12 protein-coding genes, 1 tRNA gene and 5 pseudogenes are annotated in these 18,907 nt (G+C 73.1%); 5 read left to right on the forward strand and 13 right to left on the reverse strand.

Annotated features, from left to right (window positions below; translation table 11 throughout):
* Positions 1–27: 27 nt before the first annotated feature.
* Positions 28–752 (reverse strand): annotated as a pseudogene (locus QUE38_RS01010) (hypothetical protein).
* Positions 753–799: 47 nt separating this feature from the next.
* Here QUE38_RS01010 and QUE38_RS01015 point away from each other — a divergent pair.
* The gene (locus QUE38_RS01015; RefSeq protein ID WP_286309719.1) at positions 800–1,351 is read left to right on the forward strand and encodes a hypothetical protein; all 552 of its coding nucleotides are present in this window, start codon (positions 800–802) and stop codon (positions 1,349–1,351) included.
* Positions 1,352–1,644: 293 nt separating this feature from the next.
* On the opposite strand, the pseudogene QUE38_RS01020 reads toward QUE38_RS01015, so the two are convergent.
* The 8 genes and pseudogenes from QUE38_RS01020 to QUE38_RS01055 all read right to left on the reverse strand — a co-directional run.
* Positions 1,645–2,334, reverse strand: a pseudogene (locus QUE38_RS01020) (serine/threonine-protein kinase); the annotation flags it as partial.
* Between the two features lie 76 nt (positions 2,335–2,410).
* The gene (locus QUE38_RS01025; protein WP_286309720.1) at positions 2,411–3,562 is read right to left on the reverse strand and encodes an FHA domain-containing protein; all 1,152 of its coding nucleotides are present in this window, start codon (positions 3,560–3,562) and stop codon (positions 2,411–2,413) included.
* Positions 3,559–3,786 carry a hypothetical protein gene (locus QUE38_RS01030; RefSeq protein WP_286309721.1) on the reverse strand — a complete coding sequence of 76 codons (228 nt, stop codon included), beginning with the start codon at positions 3,784–3,786 and terminating at the stop codon, positions 3,559–3,561. Before QUE38_RS01030 ends, QUE38_RS01025 begins: the two co-directional genes overlap by 4 nt.
* The gene (locus QUE38_RS01035) at positions 3,767–4,372 is read right to left on the reverse strand and encodes a PP2C family protein-serine/threonine phosphatase (RefSeq protein WP_286309722.1); all 606 of its coding nucleotides are present in this window, start codon (positions 4,370–4,372) and stop codon (positions 3,767–3,769) included. The genes QUE38_RS01030 and QUE38_RS01035 overlap by 20 nt, the downstream gene beginning before the upstream one ends.
* A gap of 350 nt (positions 4,373–4,722) precedes the next feature.
* Positions 4,723–5,759, reverse strand: a pseudogene (locus tag QUE38_RS01040) (TerC family protein).
* Positions 5,760–6,002: 243 nt separating this feature from the next.
* Positions 6,003–6,075, reverse strand: a tRNA-Glu gene (locus tag QUE38_RS01045).
* 71 nt (positions 6,076–6,146) lie between these two features.
* Positions 6,147–7,049, reverse strand: a complete 903-nt coding sequence (locus tag QUE38_RS01050; protein WP_286309723.1) for a diacylglycerol/lipid kinase family protein — start codon at positions 7,047–7,049, stop codon at positions 6,147–6,149.
* Positions 7,050–7,112: 63 nt separating this feature from the next.
* A complete protein-coding gene (locus tag QUE38_RS01055) occupies positions 7,113–9,299 on the reverse strand; it encodes a transglycosylase domain-containing protein (RefSeq protein WP_286309724.1) in 2,187 nt (728 codons plus the stop codon).
* A gap of 323 nt (positions 9,300–9,622) precedes the next feature.
* Here QUE38_RS01055 and QUE38_RS01060 point away from each other — a divergent pair, with 323 nt between their 5' ends.
* The 4 genes from QUE38_RS01060 to QUE38_RS01075 all read left to right on the forward strand — a co-directional run bounded on the left by QUE38_RS01060 (position 9,623) and on the right by QUE38_RS01075 (position 14,037).
* Positions 9,623–10,261: an MBL fold metallo-hydrolase gene (locus tag QUE38_RS01060; protein ID WP_286309725.1), complete on the forward strand. Its 639-nt coding sequence runs from the start codon at positions 9,623–9,625 to the stop codon at positions 10,259–10,261.
* Positions 10,262–10,380: 119 nt separating this feature from the next.
* Positions 10,381–11,412 carry an iron ABC transporter substrate-binding protein gene (locus tag QUE38_RS01065; RefSeq protein WP_286309726.1) on the forward strand — a complete coding sequence of 344 codons (1,032 nt, stop codon included), beginning with the start codon at positions 10,381–10,383 and terminating at the stop codon, positions 11,410–11,412.
* 67 nt (positions 11,413–11,479) lie between these two features.
* A complete protein-coding gene (locus QUE38_RS01070; protein ID WP_286309728.1) occupies positions 11,480–12,967 on the forward strand; it encodes an ABC transporter permease in 1,488 nt (495 codons plus the stop codon).
* Positions 12,964–14,037, forward strand: a complete 1,074-nt coding sequence (locus QUE38_RS01075) for an ABC transporter ATP-binding protein (RefSeq protein ID WP_286309729.1) — start codon at positions 12,964–12,966, stop codon at positions 14,035–14,037. The genes QUE38_RS01070 and QUE38_RS01075 overlap by 4 nt, the downstream gene beginning before the upstream one ends.
* Here the strand turns inward: QUE38_RS01075 and QUE38_RS01080 are convergent.
* The 4 genes and pseudogenes from QUE38_RS01080 to QUE38_RS01090 all read right to left on the reverse strand — a co-directional run bounded on the left by QUE38_RS01080 (position 13,992) and on the right by QUE38_RS01090 (position 18,906).
* Positions 13,992–14,870, reverse strand: a complete 879-nt coding sequence (locus QUE38_RS01080; protein WP_286309730.1) for an acyltransferase family protein — start codon at positions 14,868–14,870, stop codon at positions 13,992–13,994. The two genes, QUE38_RS01075 and QUE38_RS01080, sit on opposite strands and share 46 nt — an antisense overlap.
* 282 nt (positions 14,871–15,152) lie before the next feature.
* Positions 15,153–15,446 (reverse strand): annotated as a pseudogene (locus tag QUE38_RS17315) (hypothetical protein); the annotation flags it as partial.
* Positions 15,447–15,700: 254 nt separating this feature from the next.
* Positions 15,701–16,684 (reverse strand): annotated as a pseudogene (locus tag QUE38_RS17320) (AMP-binding protein); the annotation flags it as partial.
* A gap of 80 nt (positions 16,685–16,764) precedes the next feature.
* Positions 16,765–18,906 (reverse strand): alpha-galactosidase, encoded by a 2,142-nt coding sequence (locus QUE38_RS01090; RefSeq protein WP_286309732.1) that lies wholly within the window; start codon positions 18,904–18,906, stop codon positions 16,765–16,767.
* Between the last annotated feature and the right edge of the window lies 1 nt (position 18,907).

Below are 18,907 nucleotides of genomic sequence, written 5' to 3' on the forward strand. Positions count from 1 at the left end.
CGACCCCGGAGTCCGCTCCGATGGGCATCAGTCCCCATCCACAGCAGTGGCGACCTCGGCCGGCTGGTCGAGCAGCGGCAGGTCGTCCCGGCTCACCAGCCGGGTCGCGACGGCGTACTCCACGAGCCTCGCCCGCCGGTTGGTCGCCAGCTTGCCCCGCCCCCGCGCAGCCCGCTCACGCCGATGCGGTCGAGCTTGTCGCAGACGTTGTCGAGCTTGCGGTTGAAGGTCGTCATGCTCCAGCCGAGTCGTGCCGCCGCGTCGGCCGACGACGGCACCTCGCCGCGGCCCGGCACCTGCTGGGTGAGCACACCCTCGCTGAGCGCCACGATCAGCTGCCGCTGGCTCGTCGTGAGCGTGACCGGCAGCACCGTCGTTCCACCCACCTCCGACTGCGCGGACACCGACGTGCGGAAGAAGTCGCCCCCGGCCTCGATCGTGAGGTCGTAGGTCGTCGAGCCCGCGCTGAACATCACGTGCAGCGTCTCGAAGACGACGGGGATGCGGGCGCCGGGCGCGAGCCAGGCCTGCACGGCTCCCGTGGCATCCGTCACCGTCGCAGTCAGCAGATGGCCGACGTTCGCCAGCCACCACAGCCCGAACTCCTCCGACAGGGTGAGGAAGGTGCGGTGCAGGTACGGATTCTCGTCGACGACGAGGTCGCCCTCGCGGCCGATGCGGAACTCGGTGCCCGGCTCGACCACGTACTGCTCGCCGCAGAAGTCCACCTGCAGCGGCCTCACGGGGTGCACCCCGGGTCGGGTCGGAGAGCTTGCTGCCGCGCTGCACCTGCACGTCGATGCAGACCGTCGTGCCCGCGGGTGCGTCGACCACGACCGTGTCCTGCCCCGGGTCGAGCACCGAGGGCGAGCCGCTGCCGTCGGCGGGCTCCCAGCGGAACCGGTCGCCGTCGACCGCGTCGGGGTTCGCGAGGGTGAAGGTCGCGCTGCCGCCCTCGACCTCGGCGGTCACCTCCGGCGCGGGCACGGCGACGCCCGCGACCGCGCTGCCGGACTCGCCGTCGGCGTCGTCCGCGCCGGGGGCGTTCGGGCCGAGTCCGCCGCCGAGCAGCACGGCCGCGGCGATGGCGGCGCCGACGACCGCGACGGATGCCACGGAGATCCAGACGGCCGCGCCCGACCGCCGCCGTGCGGGCGCCTGTTCGCGCTGCGGGAGCTCGTCGGTGGTGCGGTCGTGCGCCTCGGTGCCCGCGCGCACCTCGCCGCGCAGCACGGTGCCCTCCTCGACCGCGGACTCGGCGGAGCGGCCGTCGGCCGACGGGGCGAAGCGCCGGGTCTGCGCCGCGACCGCGGGCATCTCGCGCATGCGGGTCGCGTCCACCTGGGCCTGAGCCGGGGTGTCGCGCGGCTGAAGCGCGCGCGGCGGCGCGCCGATCGCCGTCTGCGCGACGACCGGGGTGACCGAGCGCGCACGGGTGGCGTCGTCGTCGTGCGGGGCGTCTCCCCGCGGCTGCGGCGGGGCCGGGGCGTCGGCGAGCTTCGGCACGTCGAGCGGCGTCGGTGCGTAGCCGAGCTCGAGCTCCACGCGCTGCAGTGCGCGGGCGAACTCGACGACGCCCTGGTAGCGCTGCGAGCGTCGGCCGGCCATGCCCTTCGCGAGCACCGCCGCGAGCGAGGCCGGCACGTCGTCGCGCGCGATGGGGGTGATCGCGCCGCGCTCGATGCGCCCGATCAGGTCGAGCGTGCCGTTCGAGCGCCCGACGATCTCGAACGGGGTGCGGCCCGCGAGCAGCGTGTGCACCGTCGCCGCCAGCGAGAACACGTCGCTGCGGGCGTCGGGGCGCGGGTCGTCCTCGAACATCTCCGGCGGCGACCAGGGCACCGACATGCCGACCGCCGAGCGACTGCCCGACGTGCCGTCGCTCGTCGCCGGAACGCTCGTCGACGTGTGCACGGGCAGCTCGTCGTCGAGCGCCGAGGCGATGCCGAAGTCGGTGAGCGCGGGCCAGCCGTAGTCGTTGGTGAGCACGTTGGCGGGCTTGATGTCGCGGTGCAGGATGCCGGCGGCGTGCGCGGTCGCGACGGCGCCGGCGAGTCGGATGCCCGTGCGCAGCGCGTCGTCGACCGCGAACCGCTCGCGCTTGTACCGCTCCGCGAGGCTCGGGCCGGCGCAGTACTCCATGACGAAGTACGGCCGCCCGTCGGGGGCGACGTCGGCGTGGTGGATCGCGACGATGTACGGGTGCGACGACAGCTGTGCCATCACGTTCGCCTCGGCGACGAAGCCCGCACGCACCTCGTCGTCGAGCGTCTCCGTGTGCAGCACCTTCACCGCGACCTGGCGGCGCGGCAGCTGCTGCTCGTAGAGGTACACGTCGGCGAAGCCCCCGACCCGAGCACGCGGGCGAAGGTGAGGCCGGGCAGCTCCGGCGCCGCGGCGGGTGCGCGCCTCACGGCCGCTCCACCAGGGTCAGCTCGTGGCCGCCGCCGAGGTCGATCAGCGTGCCGGGGATCACGGGCGTGGGGTCGCCGCCACGGAGTCGCTGCGGCGCACGACCGGGCAGCGTGACGACGGTGCCGTTGCGCGAGTCGAGGTCGGTGACGACGACGGTGCCGCCCTCGACCGCGACGCGGAAGTGGCTGCGCGAGATGTCGGGGTCGCCGCGGCCGACCTGCACCGGTCGGGGCTCGCGCGGTCCGGGGAAGCGATCGACCGCGGGGGCGCGACCGACCAGCAGGTCGACGTCGATCTCCTCGGTGGTGCCGTCGGCCAGGCGGAGCGCGAACGCGGGCCCGCGCGGCGCGTCGGGTGCGGGAGCCGCCGCCTCGCCCGGCGCGCGGTCTCCCGCGGCGCGGCGCGCGGCCCGGAGGTCGTCGCCGAGCACGGTGAGGCCGTCGTGGTCGGTGTCGGGGGCGTCCTCCGGTTGCGGCGCGGAGGACGGCCGAGGGGGCCGATCGCCGCTGACGAACGAGGGCACCTCGATGGTGCCCGCGGCGGGCGCCGAGCGCTCGTCGGGCGCCGGAGCCGGCGGCGCGGACGGGACGACCGCTGACGGCACCACCGCGGACGGCAGGCCGATCGCGGCGGGGGCGGGGAACGGGCGAGGGGCGTGCTCCGCCGGCGCCGAGGGGTCCGGGGCGGCGGCACGTGCCCCGCTCGGGCGCATCGCGGTCGCGGCGTCGACGTCGTCGTCTGCAGGCTCGCCGTGCTCGGACTCGGGATCCGGCTCGGGGACCGCCGTGCGCTCAGGGACTGCCGTGCGCTCGGGGATCGCCGTGCGCTCCGGGATGGCCGTCTGCTCGGACGCGGCCGGGGCGTCCACCGCCGAGACGTCGGCGGGCGCGACGTCGGGCTCAGCGGCATCCGTGTCCGCGGCATCCGGAACCCCCGGCGCAGCCCACTCGATCGCCGCGGCGGGCACGACCCCTGCCACGACCGGGAGTCCCGCCTCGCCAGCTGCGTCCCGCGTGCCGGCGAACGCAGCGCGCACGCGAGTACCCCGCGGCACCACGGCCTCCGCCCAGGTCGACACGCCCGTGCCGTCGCAGGCGACCTCGCCGTCGGGCCCGTCGACCACCGCGCGCACGCCGCGTGCGATCACGCGGATGGCCGGGGCATCCGCCCCCGCTCCGCGGAGACGAGCAGGAACGACGGCGTCGCGCCGAGGCCCTGCGCGGTGAGCGCCTCGAGCACGTCACCCGCGGCGTGCCCGCCGTCGGGTCGGCCGAGCAGCAGCGCTCGCGCGCGCTCGCCGCGCACCGCGAGCACGTGCCGTTCGCCGACGTCGACGAGCCAGTCGCCCGCATCAGGCAGGTAGCGATGCATCCCGCCCCCTCACGCGCGTGGTGGTGTCCTCGTCGACCGAGGTGTCGACCCGGTCGCGAGTGGCCTCGGGGTCGTCGTCCAGGACGTCGGCCGCGACCGACTCGACGATCAGGGCGGTGACGTTGTCGCGACCGCCGTGCTCGAGCGCCGCCTCGACCAGGCGGCGCGCCGCCTCGGCCGGATCGGGCGCCGTCGCGAGCACATCGGCGATGGCGTCGTGCGGCACCTCCTTGCTGAGGCCGTCGCTGCAGATCAGGTACGACTGGGCGGCCGCGAGCGGAATGAGCCACGCGTCGATCTCGACCGTGTCGTGTGCGCCGATCGCGCGCGTGATCACGTTGCGGTCGGGGTGCACCTCGGCCTCGTCGGGGAGGATCAGCCCGGAGTCGACCAGCTCCTGCACGGCGGAGTGGTCGACCGTGACCTGCTCGAGCGTGCGCCCGTTCCAGCTGTAGACCCGCGAATCGCCGACGTTGAACGCCATCCAGTTGACGCCGGAGCCCTCACCCGCGTCGACCAGCGCCACGCCCGAGACGGTCGTGCCCGCCATCGCGGTGCCGTCGTCACCCGGCGTGAGCTCGCGCACGGCTCGGTTCGCGGAGTGGATCGCGTCGAGGATGCGCTCGGGCGTCGAGGGTCGCCGCTGGCGATGTGCGCGGCGAAGGTCGTGACGACGGACCGGCTCGCGGCGTCGCCGCGCGCGTGGCCGCCCATGCCGTCGGCCACTAGGAACACCGGCGGGCGCGCGAACAGGTCATCCTCGTTGACCTTGCGGACCGCGCCGACGTCGGTCGCGGAACCGAAGCGCACGCGCACCGGGCCGCGAGCCGTCGCCAGCTCGCACTCGCCGTTCACCGCCACGTCGACTCCGGGGTTCGATCTCCTCGTGCGCCCAGGGCGTGGCGCCGGCTCACCACGCTATCAATTCACGGGGGCCTACTCGTCCCCGGGGCGTCCCTCGGTGAAGTGCGGCACCTCTTCCATGAGCGAGTGGCCGCGCTTGCGGGCATCCACCCGCGCCTTGACCAGGCTCGCGACCGTCGCGACGACCATCGCGACCACGATCACCGCGAGCGACGTCCAGGTCGAGATCTCCGGCGCCCACTCGATCGGCTCGCCGCCGTTGATGAACGGCAGCTCGTTGACGTGGGCGGCGTGCAGGAACAGCTTCACGCCGATGAACGCGAGGATGAACGCGATGCCGTACTTGAGGTACTCGAGGCGCTCGAGCAGGCCGCCGAGCAGGAAGTACAGCTGGCGCAGGCCCATGAGCGCGAAGACGTTGGCCGTGAACACGATGAATGGGCTCTGCGTGATGCCGAAGATCGCCGGGATCGAGTCGAGCGCGAAGATCAGGTCGGTGGTGCCGATCGCGATGAACACGATGAGCATCGGCGTGAAGACCTTGGTGCCGTCGATGCGCGTGCGCAGCTTCACGCCGTCGTACTCGCTCGTGATCGCCAGCCGGCGGCGGAGCATCTTGATGAGGCGGTTGTCCTCCCCTCGCCCTCGTGGTCGCCGAACGCCTGGCCCCACGCCGTGTAGAGCAGGAACGCGCCGAAGATGTAGAAGATCCAGCTGAAGTTCTCGATGAGCTGCGCGCCGAGCAGGATGAAGATGCCGCGCAGGATGAGCGCCAGGATGATGCCCACCATCAGCACCTCCTGTTGGTACTTCCGCGGCACCGCGAAGCGGCTCATGATGATGACGAACACGAACAGGTTGTCGATCGACAGGCTGTACTCGGTCAGCCAGCCGGCGAGGAACTGCCCGCCGTGCTCGGCGTCGCCGAGCAGGAACATGAGGCCGGCGAAGATCAGCGCGAGCACCACGTAGAAGACGACCCAGGCGGTGGCCTCGCGGAACGAGGGCACGTGGGGGCGCTTCAGCACGAGCAGGAGGTCTGCGACGAGGATCAGCGTCAGGACGACGAGTGATCCCACCTCGAACCAGACAGGGAGGGCGAGTTCCACGTAGTGGCCTTTCGGGGAGTGGGGACGGCTGAGCGTCGAACGTCTCTCCCCCACCCGTGGTGGTCCGCGCCCGGAACGCCTGCGGCGGCGTTCGTACTGACGATGCGCGACTCGGAGCGAATCTGGCCCCGCGGGATACTCCCCTTCGTGCTGGCGAGTCTAGACCACGGCACGGCCGTTCTCGGCGCCGGAATGACGAACGCCCCCGGCTCGCATGGCGAACCGAGGGCGTTCCTCGTGTTGTGACCCCAGCGGGATTTGAACCCGCGCTACCGCCGTGAGAGGGCGGCGTCCTAGGCCGCTAAACGATGGGGCCGAAATCGACAACTTGAAGAGTATGGCACATCCCGCGGCGCTCGACAAATCGAGCCGGGTCCGTCGCTCGGGTCACGTGAACACCCGCAGCGCACCGGGTCTCGCGGTCACTTCGACGGGCAGCGGACCGAGGCGCTCGCCGTCGGCGTAGGTGACCACGTCGGCCGCCTCGATGCGCACCGAGCGGGCCCGGAGCAGCTCGACCGCCGGGTGGTCGACGTGGGTGCCCGAGTACACGCGCGGGAACACGCGCACGAGCCCGACGCGGCCGATCGGGTGCACGATGAAGACGTCGAGCAGCCCGTCGTCCACCTCGGCCGCGGGCGCGATGCGCATGCCCCCGCCGAGCGACGGGGTGTTCGCCACCGAGACGAGCATCGCGCGCTGCGTGCGGACCTCCCCGTCGATGGTCAGCACGTACTCGCGGGGCGTGAACGTCGCCAGTTCGCGGGCGAGGGCGAGGGTGTAACGGCTCGGCCCGCGTGGCCGGGTCATGCGGTTGGCGCGGTCGTTCACGATGGCGTCGAAGCCGGCCGAGAGCACGCACGCGTACCAGGTGGTCAGGTCGCCGTGGCGCACGGTCGCCGCGTCGATGGTGCGCGGGGGTCGACCGATCGCGTCGAGGAGTGCGTCGATCGCGGCATCCGGGTCGTCGTAGGGCAGGCCGAGCGCGCGTGCGAGGTCGTTGCCGGTGCCTGCGCCCACGACGCCGAGCGGCACCTCGGTCTCGGCGACGAGGTTCACGCCGAGCGAGACCATGCCGTCGCCACCGACGACGACCAGCGCGTCGGTGCCCGCGCGCACCGCCGCCTCGGTCTCGCGTCGCAGCAGCTCGAAGTTCGGCTCGCGGAGCATGGCGACGTCGTATCCGGCCGCCTCGAGGCGTTCCGCCGTGCGCGGGCCGACGGCGCGGTTGCGGCCGAAGGAGGCGTTCGGGTTCGTCGCCACCACGATTCGCCCGCGCGCCGGTGTCATGTGGCGATTATGGCGGGTGTCGGCGACCCGTGCGCGGAGGACGCGTCGGGGTGTGGAGCGGGGTCAGCCGCCCCCGCCGCCGCCGCGGCCTCCGCCGCCCCGGCCGTTGCCGTTGCCGGGCCCGACGCCGCCGGTCGCGCCGCCCGTCGGCTGCGCGTCGTCGCCGTCGTCGCCGCCGTCGCCCTCGTCGCCCTCGTCGTCGTCGGAGCCGCCACCCCCGTCGTAGTCGGGCACGATGCTGCCGTCGGGCGACGAGCCCGGGCCGGTCACCGGCCCGAGGCCGGCCATCGTGAACGCGTCGCCGCCGTACTTCGCCGCGGCGACCGACATCACCATGGGCCACATGCGATGACGCGCCTCGGCCGCGCGCCCGGTGGCGAAGTAGAGTCCGCGCTGGTTGGCGTCGCCGTTGACGCTCACGACCGCGGCGGCCGTCGCGACCTTCGAGCTCGCGCCCACCATCCAGGTGTCCTTCGCGCCGTCGGTCGTTCCCGTCTTGCCGATGAGCGGCACCGCCGGCACGGTCGCGGCGCGCGAGGCGACGCCCGTGCCGCCGGACATCACCGCGCTCATCGCGGTGTGCATCGCGGCGGCGACCTCCGGCGACACCGACCGCGTGCACTCCGCCTTCGGCGGCTCGATCTCCTCGCCGTCACGACCAACGATGCGCTCGATCGCGATCGGGGTGCACGTCACGCCGTCGTTCGCGACGCCGGCGAACGCGACGGCCATGCTGAGCGGCGCGACCTCGTTGGTGCCGATCACGGACGACGGTCCCTGCGCGAGGGGGTCGCCGTCGGCGCGGTGCACGCCGAACGACTCGGCGCGCAGCCGGATGTCGCAGAGGTCGAGCTCCTTGGCCATGCCGATGAATCCCGAGTTGATCGACCCGATGGTCGACTCGAGCGCGGAGTAGTTCGCTCCCGACTCCCCCGCGTCGTTCTTGGGGTTCCAGTTGCCCGCGGACACCGCGCCGTTGCAGTGGTCCTGGAAGATGCCCCAGTTGCTCTTCACCCGGCTGTCGACGCGCTGGGCGAGCCCGTGGCCGGTGCTCAGCCACTCGGCGAGCGTGAAGATCTTGTACGACGATCCGGGCTGGAACCCGCGCGAGCCGCCGTAATCGAAGTCGGTGTTGTAGTTGATGCTCGTGTACTGCGGGCCCTTCTTGAGCACCGCCGGGTCCTGGCTGTAGGTGCGGTTCTGCGCCATGGCGAGCACCCGCCCGGTGCCGACCTCGACCGACGAGATGACGCCGCCGACGTCCCACCCGGGGAACGTCGCGGGCACGTGCGCGGCGATGGCCTCATTCGCGGCGCGCTGGAGGTCGAGGTCCAGGGTCGTGTAGACGTCGTAGCCGCCCCGGCGGAAGTTCTGCAGCCGGGTCTCGGCGTCCTCGCCGAAGGTCGGGTCGTTGCGCAGGATGTGGGTGACGTAGTCGCAGAAGTACGCGCTGCCCTTGGCGGTCTGGCAGCCGGTGCTCGGCTCGTGGATGTCGGGCGCGACCGGCTCCTCGATCGCGGCGTCGTACTCGGCCTGCGTGATCTTGCCCTCGGTGAGCATGCTGTTCAGGATGTAGTTGCGTCGCCCGAAGTTCTCGGCGTACCCGTTGTCCTTGCCGTTGGTGAAGCTGTCGGGCTGGTCGAGCCGGAACTTGCCCGGGTTGTTGACGATGGCGACGAGGGATGCCGCCTGCGCCAGCGTCAGCTTCGCGGCGGTCGTGCCGTAGTAGTAGTTCGCCGCCGCCTCGATGCCGTAGACCCGACCGCCGAACCCGGCGATGTTCAGGTACCCGAGGAGGATCTCGCTCTTCGTGTACCGCTTCTCGACGCCGATCGCGAGCCGCATCTCCTTGAGCTTGCGGTCGATGGTGGTCTCGGTGACCGCCCCGTAGCACGCGTCGCGCTCCTCGGTGGTGGTCGCCTCGCCCTCGCACACCTGCACGCGGATGTTCTTGACGTACTGCTGCGCGATCGACGAACCGCCCTGGGTGTCACGGCCGGTCGCGGTCGTGGCGGCCGCGCGGATCGTGCCCTGCAGGTCGATGCCGCCGTGCTCGTAGAACCGCGGGTCCTCGCCGGCCACCGCGGCATCCTTCACGTACTGGTTGATCTGCTCCCAGCCGACCTCGACGCGATTCTGGTCGTAGAACGACGCGAGCAGCACGTGCGAGCCGTCGTCGCGGGTGGCGTAGATGTCGCTCTTCTCCGAGAGCTCGCCGATCTCGAGGTAGCCGGGCAGGTTCTCGAACATCGAGATCGTGCTCGTGGCGGCGACGCCGACGGCACCGAGCGCGGGCGTGACGGAGACGGTGACGAGCGCGCCGACCGCGGCGCTCGCGGCGATGAAGCCGACGAACCCCCGATGCCGCCGACGACGCGCTTCACGCCGCCGCCGCGCGCCTCGTCCTGCTCCATGACGCCTCCTGCTCGCGGACCCCCGGTCTCGCGTATTCCCCCTGCTCCATGCAACCCCTTCCGGGCCCGTCTTGTAAAGACGTCGCGGGTATCGTTCGGGTCTCGGCGGGCGGCAGGCACCACGTTGCGCGGCCGCCGCGATGGGTGTTGGCTCGGAGCATGCGACTGACGAAGCTGGAACACGCCGCGCTCGTGATCGAGGACTCCGGGGACGTGCTCTTCGTCGACCCGGGCAACTTCACGACGCCCATCACCGACGCGAACGGTGCGGTCGCGGTCGTGCTCACCCACGAGCATCCGGATCACTGGACGCCCGAGCAGCTGCGTCGCATCGTCTCGGCCGAGCCCGACGTGCGCATCTTCGGGCCGGCCGGCGTCGCGGCGGCGGCATCCGACTTCGACGTCGAGGTCGTCGCGCCGGGCGATGAGGTCGAGGTCGGACCGTTCCGGCTGCGGTTCTTCGGCGGCACGCACGCGGTGATCCACGAGTCGATCCCCGTGATCGACAACGTCGGCGTGCTCGTGAACGACGCCCTCTACTACGGCGGCGACTCGTTCACGGTGCCCGAGGGCGTCGAGGTCGACGTGCAGGCCGTGCCGGCGGGAGCGCCGTGGCTGAAGATCGGCGAGGTGATGGACTTCGTCATGGCCGTCGGCGCCGCGCACACGTTCCCGACCCACGAGATGGGCCTCTCCCGCGCCGGCAAGGAGCTCTCGAACGGCCGCATCGCCTGGGCGACCGAGCAGGGCGGCGGCACCTTCCACGCGCTGGAGCCGGGCGACACGCTCGACTTCTGACGGGCGAGGGGCGAGCGGATGCCACTGAGCCGCGTCATGGGGCGACCCGAGCGTGCTGCGGAGCCGAGCGAGTGCGATTAGGCTAGCCTTACCTCCCCTCCCCTCCGAGAAGGACCTCCATGCGCAAGAACGCGATTCGTGCTGCCCTCGTACCCGGGCTGCTGGCCTCCCTCCTCTTGACCGGGTGCGCCGCGGGCGGCGGCGCGGGCGAGGCCGTGCCCGAGGACGCGCTCGTCATCTACAACGCGCAGCACGAACAGCTCACCGAGGAGTGGACCGCCGCGTTCACCGAGGAGACCGGCATCGAGGTCGTGCTGCGCCACGGCGGCGACAGCGAGCTGTCGAACCAGCTCGTCGCCGAGGGCGACGCATCGAGCGCCGACGTCTTCCTCACCGAGAACTCGCCCGCCATGTCGCTGGTCGAGGAGGCCGGGCTCTTCGCGCCCGTCGAACCGGGGACGCTCGAGCTCGTGCCGGAGGAGTACCGGCCGGAGTCGGGCGCGTGGACGGGCATCGCGGCTCGCTCGACCGTGCTGGTGTACAACCCGTCCCTCATCGCCGAGGACGAGCTGCCGCAGTCGCTGATGGACCTGGAGGACCCGGAGTGGGAAGGCCTCTGGGGTGCCGGACCGAGCGGTGCGGACTTCCACGCCATCGTGGCGGCGATCCTCGCGACCCAGGGAGAGGACGCCACGCGCGACTGGCTCGCGGGCATGGAGCGCAACGCGATCGTGTACGCCAACAACGTCGCCACGATGAAGGCGGTGAACGCCGGCGAGGTGCCGATGGGCGTCATCTACCACTACTACTGGTACCGCGACCAGGCGAAGACGGCCGAGAACAGCGGCAACACCGAGCTGCACTACTTCGGCGGCGAGGACCCGGGCGCGTTCGTCAGCATCTCCGGCGGCGGGGTGCTCGCCGCGGGCTCGCACCCGGAGGAGGCGCAGGTCTTCCTCGCGTGGCTCGCGGGCGAGGCGGGCCAGACGATCCTCGGCGAGGGGTACAGCTACGAGTACCCGGTCGCCTCGGGCATCCCCGCCCGATCCCCGCTGCCGGCGCTCGACTCCCTCGACGCCCCCGCCGTCGACCCGTCCGTGCTGAGCGCACAGGACGTCGTCGACCTGATGACCGAGGCCGGCCTGCTCTGACCCTGCACGACGCGAGACCGAGGACGGCCGCGGGGCGCGAGCGGAAACGCCCCCGGCCGGGCTCGTCGTGCTCGCGATCGCCTTCGCCGCGGCCGCGATGATCCCGGTCGCGTACGTCCTCCAGGCCGCCGTCGCCATGGGCTGGGACGAGCTCGCGACCCTCGTGTTCCGCCCACGGGTGGCGGACCTGCTGGCGAACACCGTCCTGCTGCTGGTCATCGGCGTTCCCTGTACGGTCGCACTCGGCGTCGCGGGCGCGTGGCTGGTCGAGCGGACCACCCTCCCGGCACGACGCCCCGTCACCGTCCTGCTCGTCGTGCCGCTGACCATCCCCGCGTTCGTCGCGAGCTACGGCTGGGCGAGCGCCGTGCCGTCCATCCACGGACTGGGCGGCGGCCTCCTCGTCGCCGTGCTCGCCTACTACCCGCTCGTCTACCTGCCGGTGCTGGCGAGCCTGCGGGGGCTCGACCCCGCCCTGGAGGAGTCGGCCAGGTCGCTCGGCATGAACGGCTGGCGCGTCTTCGTGCGCGTCGTACTGCCCCAGCTGCGCCTCGCGATCCTGGGCGGGGGCCTCGTGGTCGCCCTGCACCTGCTCGCCGAGTACGGCGCGTTCGCGTTCCTGCGGTTCGAGACGTTCACGACCGCGATCGTCGTGGCCTACCAGACGAGCTTCGCCGGGCCCAACGCCGCCGCCCTCGGGGTGGTCCTGGCGACCCTGTGCCTGGTGCTGCTCGTCGTCGAGGCATCGGCCCGCGGCCGGCTGCGCTACGCGCGCGTGGGGAGCGGCAGCCAGCTGCCGGCGCCGCGGCTCGAGCTCGGGCGCGCCACGCCTTTGGTCATGGCCGGGCTCGTCGTGCTCGTCGGCGCTGCGGTCGTGGTGCCGCTCGCGAACATCGTGCGGTGGGCTGCAGCGGGCACCGCGGCGGACTGGACGCCGCTCACGTCGGCGGCGTGGCAGACGGTCGGGCTCGCGACGGGCGGCGCGCTCGCCGCGCTCGCGGTCGCAATCCCGGTCGGGTGGCTGTCGGTGCGCTACGGCGGGCGGCTGTCGCGCACGATCGAGGGTGCGCTCTACGTCGCGAGCAGCCTGCCGGCGATCATCGTGGCCCTCGCGCTCGTGACCTTCACGCTCTGGGCGATCCCGGCGGCGTACCAGTCGGTTGCCACGGTGATCGCGGCGTACGTCCTCATCTTCCTGCCACGCGCGCTCGTGTCGGTGCGAGCGGGCATCGCGCAGGTGCCCGAGTCTCTCGAGGAATCGGCGAGGTCGCTCGGCGTCTCGCCGGTGCGCGCAAGGCTGCGGGTGACGGCGCCGCTGCTGCTGCCCGCGCTCGGGTCCGGTGCGGCGCTCGTCGCGCTCGGCGCCGCGAACGAGCTCACGGCGACGCTCCTGCTCGCCCCGACCGGCACCCGCACCCTCGCGACGGGGTTCTGGTCGGCCGCGTCGGCGATCGACTACGTCGCGGCGGCACCGTACGCGGTCGTGCTGGTCGCACTGTCGATCCCCGCGGTGGCGCTCATGCTCGCCCAGGTGCGGGCGCGGAGGTCGCGATGACCCTGGAACTCATCGGCGTCTCGAAGGCCTTCGGCACGGCCCCCGTGCTCCGCGACGTGAGCTTCACCCTCGCGCGCGGCGAGCGCATGGCCATCGTCGGCGCATCCGGCAGCGGGAAGAGCACCTTGCTGCGCATCATCGCGGGGTTCGTGCGACCCGATGACGGCGAAGTGCGACTCGACGGCGGATCGCTCGTCGGCCGTGCGGGGATGATCGCCCCGCACCGGCGGGGCATCGGATACGTCGCGCAGGACGGCGCGCTGTTCCCACACCTCACCGTGCGCCAGAACATCGCGTTCGGCCTCCCGCGGCGAGCCGCCCGGAACGGTCGGGTGCACGAGCTCGCCGAGCTGACGTCGCTCGCTCCTCCGCTGCTCGACCGCTATCCGCACCAGCTCTCCGGCGGCCAGCAGCAGCGCGTCGCGCTCGCCCGGGCGCTCGCGCCGAGCCCGCGCGTCATCCTGCTGGACGAGCCGTTCTCGGCACTCGACACCGGGCTTCGTGCGGCGACGCGCGAGGCAATGGTCCGCGCGCTCGACCGGAGCGACGTGACGACGATCCTCGTGACGCACGATCAGGAGGAGTCGTTGCAGTTCGGTCATCAGCTCGCAGTGCTCGCGGCCGGTCGGCTCGAGCAGGCGGGGCATCCGTCCGCCGTCTTCGACGCGCCGCGCACCGCGGCCGTCGCCGAGTTCCTCGGAGCCGCGCTCCTGCTGCCCGCGACCGCCGACTCCGGGTGCGCGCGCTGCGCACTCGGCGCGCTCGCCGTGCGCCACGACCTGAGCGGCGGCGCCTCCCGGGTGCGCGCCATGATCCGGCCGTCGCAGGTGCGCGTCGAGGTCGGCGAGGGGCCCGCGACCGGAGTCGTCGAGTCGGTGGAGCGCCGCGGCGGCGATGTCGACCTGCGGGTGCGGATCGACGGCGCGACTCCCGTCGTCCTGCACCACCGACTCCCCTTCTACGAGGCCGGCCGCTTCCCGGTCGGCGGCACCGTGCAGGTGCGCGTCGACGGCGGCGTCGTGCTCTACCCCGACGACGATCGGGCGCCGACGGGCACGTCCGGGTCCTGAGTCGCTCGGCGACCCCGCACCAGCCCGCGTGCCGCGCGATACGCGTACCACGCGGCGACCCCCACGGCGACGGAGAGCACCGTGCCGACGATGGGAGCCGACTGCTCCCATGCCGGGTAGACCACCCAGTGGGTCAGGTAGATGAAGAGCGATGCCGCAGCGAGCAGCCGCACGGCCGGCACGAGCGCGCGCGGGATCCGCAGGTGCGGCACCCACACGAGCAGCAGCACGCCGGCGATCACGACCGCCTCGCGCTCGGGCTGCCCGAAGAACCCGACGGTCGCCACGATCGCAGCGATCGACACGGCGACCCGCTTCCCCACGGAGTCGGCGCGGGCGATCACCCAGCCGAGGGCGATGCACCAGAACACCACTGCGACGGAGTAGCGGTCGACGCCCTCGGCCTCGATGCCGGTGAGCGCGAGCCGCGCGGTGAGCGCGATCGCGAGCACGCAGGTCGCGAACGCCCACGGGTGGCGTCGCTCGAGGCGATCGATCGGCCGCACGGCCAGCAGGGCGGCGATACCGACCGTCGACCACACCATCGCCTCCAGGAACCAGAACTGCCATTGCTCGTTCCAGCGCCCGTCGCCGGGCACGGCGTTGTTCACGAGGAGCGCGGTCGACCACGAGTACTTGCCGCTCACGAGTGCGACGACCGCGATCCAGACCACCGCCGGCACGATCACCTGGCCGACGCCGCCGAGCAGTCGCCGCACGCGGGTCCGGCCGGGGACGTCGGCCAGCTGGAACCGGGCCAGGTTGTAGCCGGCCACGGCCAGCAGCAGGTGCGCCCCGCCCTGGAGGGAGATCAGGTCGGCGTGCGTCGCCACGATCAGCAGGATCGCGGCGGCACGGAGCAGTGCGGGCGTCTCGACGCGCGCGAGTCGTCGTCGGGTGCGAGACCCCGGGTCGTCGGCTTCGCGCGGCGGCGCGGAAGAACGGGCCGCCGCGTCCCCGTCCGGACGGCTGGGCGAATCGGACGTGGACGTCGGGCGAGACCGGAGCGCCAGCTCCCGCGCCGACAGCGAGGGCCAGTCTCGCGGGAGGTCGTCGAGGAGGTCCTCCAGGCGCACGGCGACCTCGACGTAGCTGAGCGAGTCGCCGTCGAGGCTGGCGAAGCTGTCGTCGAGCGACGCGTCGGGGCGGCCGAGCAGCTCCGCGAGGAGGTCGCGCACGCGGTGCGCCGCGGCGTCGCCGGGGCGCACCGCGCCGACTCCTCCCGAGGTCGTGTCCGCGCCACCGAGCGCGGTCGCCGCGGTGGCGTCGACGAGGTCGGCGTACCGCACGAGCGCGGCGAAGTCGGGCTTGCCGGTCGCCGTGCGCGGGAACTCGTCGACCGCGTACGCGCGCACCACGCGCGCCGGGATGCCGAGCAGGACGGCCGCCCGGGACGCTGCGGCGGCCACCTCGCGCTCCGAGCGCGCGAAGACGAGCAGCCGCTCCCCGAACTCGCGGTGCGCACGTCGATGCCGTCCTCCGCGAGGAGGCGCTGCACGGCGTCGAGGTCGAGTCGCAGGCCGAACACCTTCACGAACCGGTTCAGGCGGCCGACGACCTCGAACAGCCCGTCCGGTCGGCGACGGGCGAGGTCCCCGGTGCGCAGCTCGTGCACGGTGCGTCCGAGGCGGAAGTCGGCGGGCGACTCCGCGTAGCCGAGCATCACGTTCGGGCCCTCGTAGACCAGCTCACCGACATCGGAACCGGGGTCGGCATCGATGCGGAGGCGCCCGCCGGGAATCGGCCGGCCGATGGCGCCCGCGGACGCCTCGGCCAGGTGCGACGGCACGTAGGCCATGCGTGCGGTCGCCTCCGTCTGCCCGTACATGACCACGAAGCCGAACCCGCGACGCTCCCCGAGTCGCGCGAACCGCCGCACGGCGTCGGGCGCGAGCCTGCCGCCCGCCTGGGTGAGAGTGCGGATGCTCCGGGGCATCCGCTCGGTGAGCCCACCGGCCTCGAGGAGTTCGTAGGTGTAGGGCACTCCGGCGAACGAGGTGATGCGGTGCTGCTCGGCGGCAGCCCAGAACGCGTCGTCGGTGACCGAGCGGTCGGTGAGCAGCAGGCTCGCTCCGGCGAGGAGGTGGCTGTTGACGACCGAGAGGCCGTAGCAGTAGTGCATGGGCAGCGTCGTCGCCGCGCGGTCTGCCGGGGTCAGTTCGAGGTAGTCGGCGATCGCGCGCGCGTTCGACGCGATGTTCTCGCGGGACAGCCGCACCAGCTTCGGCGAACCGGTCGAGCCCGATGTGCTCACGAGCAGCGCGAGCTCGTCGGCGAACTCGTGCGCACTGCCGGGCCGCAGCTCGTGGAGCACGTGCCCGCGCGCGTCGCCGGAGGCGATGACATCGGGCGCGAACGCCTCGACGAGTCGCTCCCGATGACGCTGCGACGACTCGTCGTCGCCCGCCGCGACAAGCAGCACCGGATGCCCGCCCTCGAGCGCGGCGAGGTAGGTCACGATCGATTCGACGTCGTTGCGCGCCTGCAGCATCACGAGGCGGCGGGTGGTGCCCAGCTCGAGGCGGCGGCGTTCGACGCGCTCGGCGAGCCCGGCGTAGTCGAGGGTCTCGTCGCCGGCGATGAGCGCGATGTCGCCCGGCGCGCCGCCCCGCAGGCGCACGGCGGGGGCGACGGAGGTCGTGAGCACGGCGTGGGCCTCCGGGCGCGAGTCGAACGGGGAACTGAGGTAAGCCTACCCTCATTTCCGAACGAACCCTCGAGCCCTCCTCAGATCGCGACGGCCTCCAGCACGACCGCGTTCTCGGGCCCGAGCAGCGGCATCGGCAGGCCGACCTCGCCGAGCAGGCGGCCGGGCAGCCGCACCTCGCCGGCCGTGACCCACGGGGGCGGGGCATCCTCGATCGTGCGCACCGGGCCGAGGTCGACCAGACGCACGACGTACTCCGCCTCCGAGTCGAGCCCGGGCAGCCGCACCGCCGGCGGCAGCGCCGCGACCGGCGTGCCGAGCACGGCGACCGAGTAGACCGCGTGGCGTCGGTCGCCCGAGACGACGCCGTGCGCGAGCTGCGCCGGGTCGGCGGCATCCGCCCGCACCACCCGACCCGTGTGCAGCAGCCCCCGGAGTCGCCGGTAGGTCGCGGTCCACGAGGCGACCGCGTCGAGCTCCTCCTCGGTCGCCGCGGCCAGGTTCCACTCGATGCCCGCGCTGCCGAAGAGCGCGGTCGCGAGCCGGAACGACAGCTCCGACGTGCGGCCCGTCGTGTGGGCGCGCGCAGCGCCGAGGTGCGACCCGAGGTACTCGGGCGGAACGACGAGCCCGGTGAAGCGCTGGATCGACTGCCGTTCGAGCGGATCGTTGGTGTCGCTCGTCCAGACCCGGTCGGTGCGCTCGAGGATTCCGAGGTCGATGCGCGCCCCACCCGACGCGCAGGACTCGATCTCGACGCCGGGGTGCGCGGCGCGCAGGCGGTCGAGCAGCCCGTAGAGGGCGGCGGTCTGCGCGTGCGCGGATCCGCCGAGCAGGTCGCGGTTGTGGTCCCACTTCAGGTAGCGGATGTCGTGTACCGCGAGCAGCTCGTCGAGCCGGTCGAACACGTGGTCGGCCGCACCGGGCGCGGTGAGGTCGAGCACGCGCTGCCAGCGCCACTCCGGATCCTCGGGGCGGCCGAGCACCCACTCCGGGTGCGCACGCGCGAGCTCGGAGTCGGCGCTGACCATCTCGGGCTCCACCCACAGGCCGAACTCCATGCCCGCCGCCGTCACCCGCTCGATGAGCGGGCCGAGGCCGTCGGGCCACACGGACGGGTCGACCGACCAGTCGCCGAGCGCGCGCCGGTCGTCGCGGCGGCCGAGGAACCAGCCGTCGTCGAGCACGAACCGCTCGACGCCCACGCGCCGGGCGGCATCGATGAGCGGTTCGAACCGCTCGAGCGAGTGGTCGAAGTAGACCGCCTCCCACGTGTTCAACGTCACGGGGCGCGGTCGTCCCGCGACCGTCGACCACGAGCGCACCCAGGGGTGCAGCCGATCGGAGACCCCGTCGAGCCCGCGGGCGGAGTGCACCGCGACGACCCATGGGGTCTCGAGCGACTCCCCCGGCGCGAGCACGACCTCGCCAGGCGCGAGCAGCTCCCCACCGCCGAGCGTCGACGGGCCCAGCGCGCTGCGCTCGGCCCACGCCTCGGTGTCGCCCGACCAGGCGACGTGCACGGCCCACAGCTCGCCGTGGCCGAACCCGAACCCCGGCGTGCCCGCCGCGAGCAGGAACGCGTCGTCGTGCCCGCCGCGGCCGTGGCGCGACTCCCGAGCGTGCACGCCGTGGTCGAGCGCGCGGCGCATCGACCGTCGCTCGCGGGCCCACAGCCCGCTGAAGTCGAGCAGCTCGCTCGCGCGCGCGGGCAACGGCAGCACCGCCGCCAGACGTCCGACTCCGAGCGAGCCGCGCCCGCGGTTGGTCACGCGGTGGCGGAGCCGCAGCACGCCCTCGGGCGTGAGCTCGAGCTTCGTGGCGATCGCGACGCCGGCCCCGTCGTCGGCCACCTCGACGTCGAGCGTGCCACCTGTGGCATCCGTCGCCTGATCGACCCGGATGCCACCGGGCACCAGCGCGAACCGGGGCGCGCGCAGTGCCGACGCGGCGTCGGGCCCGTCCGCCCCACCCGGATCGCGGGAGAGCTGGACCCCGGGCCGACCCGACCAGCCCTCGCCGAGCGCGGGTACGAGGCTGAGGCGCAACGGGGTGTCGATCGAGGAGGGCGGCACGGCCGGCACGGATGCCGCCGCGAGGGCGTCGAGGGCGTCCGGCCGCACGGCACCGAGGTCGCTCCCCCAGTGCAGCACGGCGGGCACGCCCGTGCCGCGGGCGTCGACGAGCACGCTGACGCCCGCGGCACGGAGGTGGATGATCACG

Origin of the sequence: Agromyces mangrovi, from assembly GCF_030296695.1 — a bacterium.
Taxonomy (GTDB): domain Bacteria; phylum Actinomycetota; class Actinomycetes; order Actinomycetales; family Microbacteriaceae; genus Agromyces; species Agromyces mangrovi.

Excerpts from the sequence above, each read along its gene's own strand:
- QUE38_RS01015 (WP_286309719.1), top strand. The coding sequence starts at position 800 with ATGCAGACCGTCGTGCCCGCGGGTGCGTCGACCACGACCGTGTCCTGC.
- QUE38_RS01030 (WP_286309721.1), bottom strand. The coding sequence starts at position 3,786 with ATGCATCGCTACCTGCCTGATGCGGGCGACTGGCTCGTCGACGTCGGC.
- QUE38_RS01050 (WP_286309723.1), bottom strand. The coding sequence starts at position 7,049 with ATGACACCGGCGCGCGGGCGAATCGTGGTGGCGACGAACCCGAACGCC.
- QUE38_RS01055 (WP_286309724.1), bottom strand. The coding sequence starts at position 9,299 with ATGTTCGAGAACCTGCCCGGCTACCTCGAGATCGGCGAGCTCTCGGAG.
- QUE38_RS01060 (WP_286309725.1), top strand. The coding sequence starts at position 9,623 with ATGCGACTGACGAAGCTGGAACACGCCGCGCTCGTGATCGAGGACTCC.
- QUE38_RS01065 (WP_286309726.1), top strand. The coding sequence starts at position 10,381 with ATGCGCAAGAACGCGATTCGTGCTGCCCTCGTACCCGGGCTGCTGGCC.
- QUE38_RS01075 (WP_286309729.1), top strand. The coding sequence starts at position 12,964 with ATGACCCTGGAACTCATCGGCGTCTCGAAGGCCTTCGGCACGGCCCCC.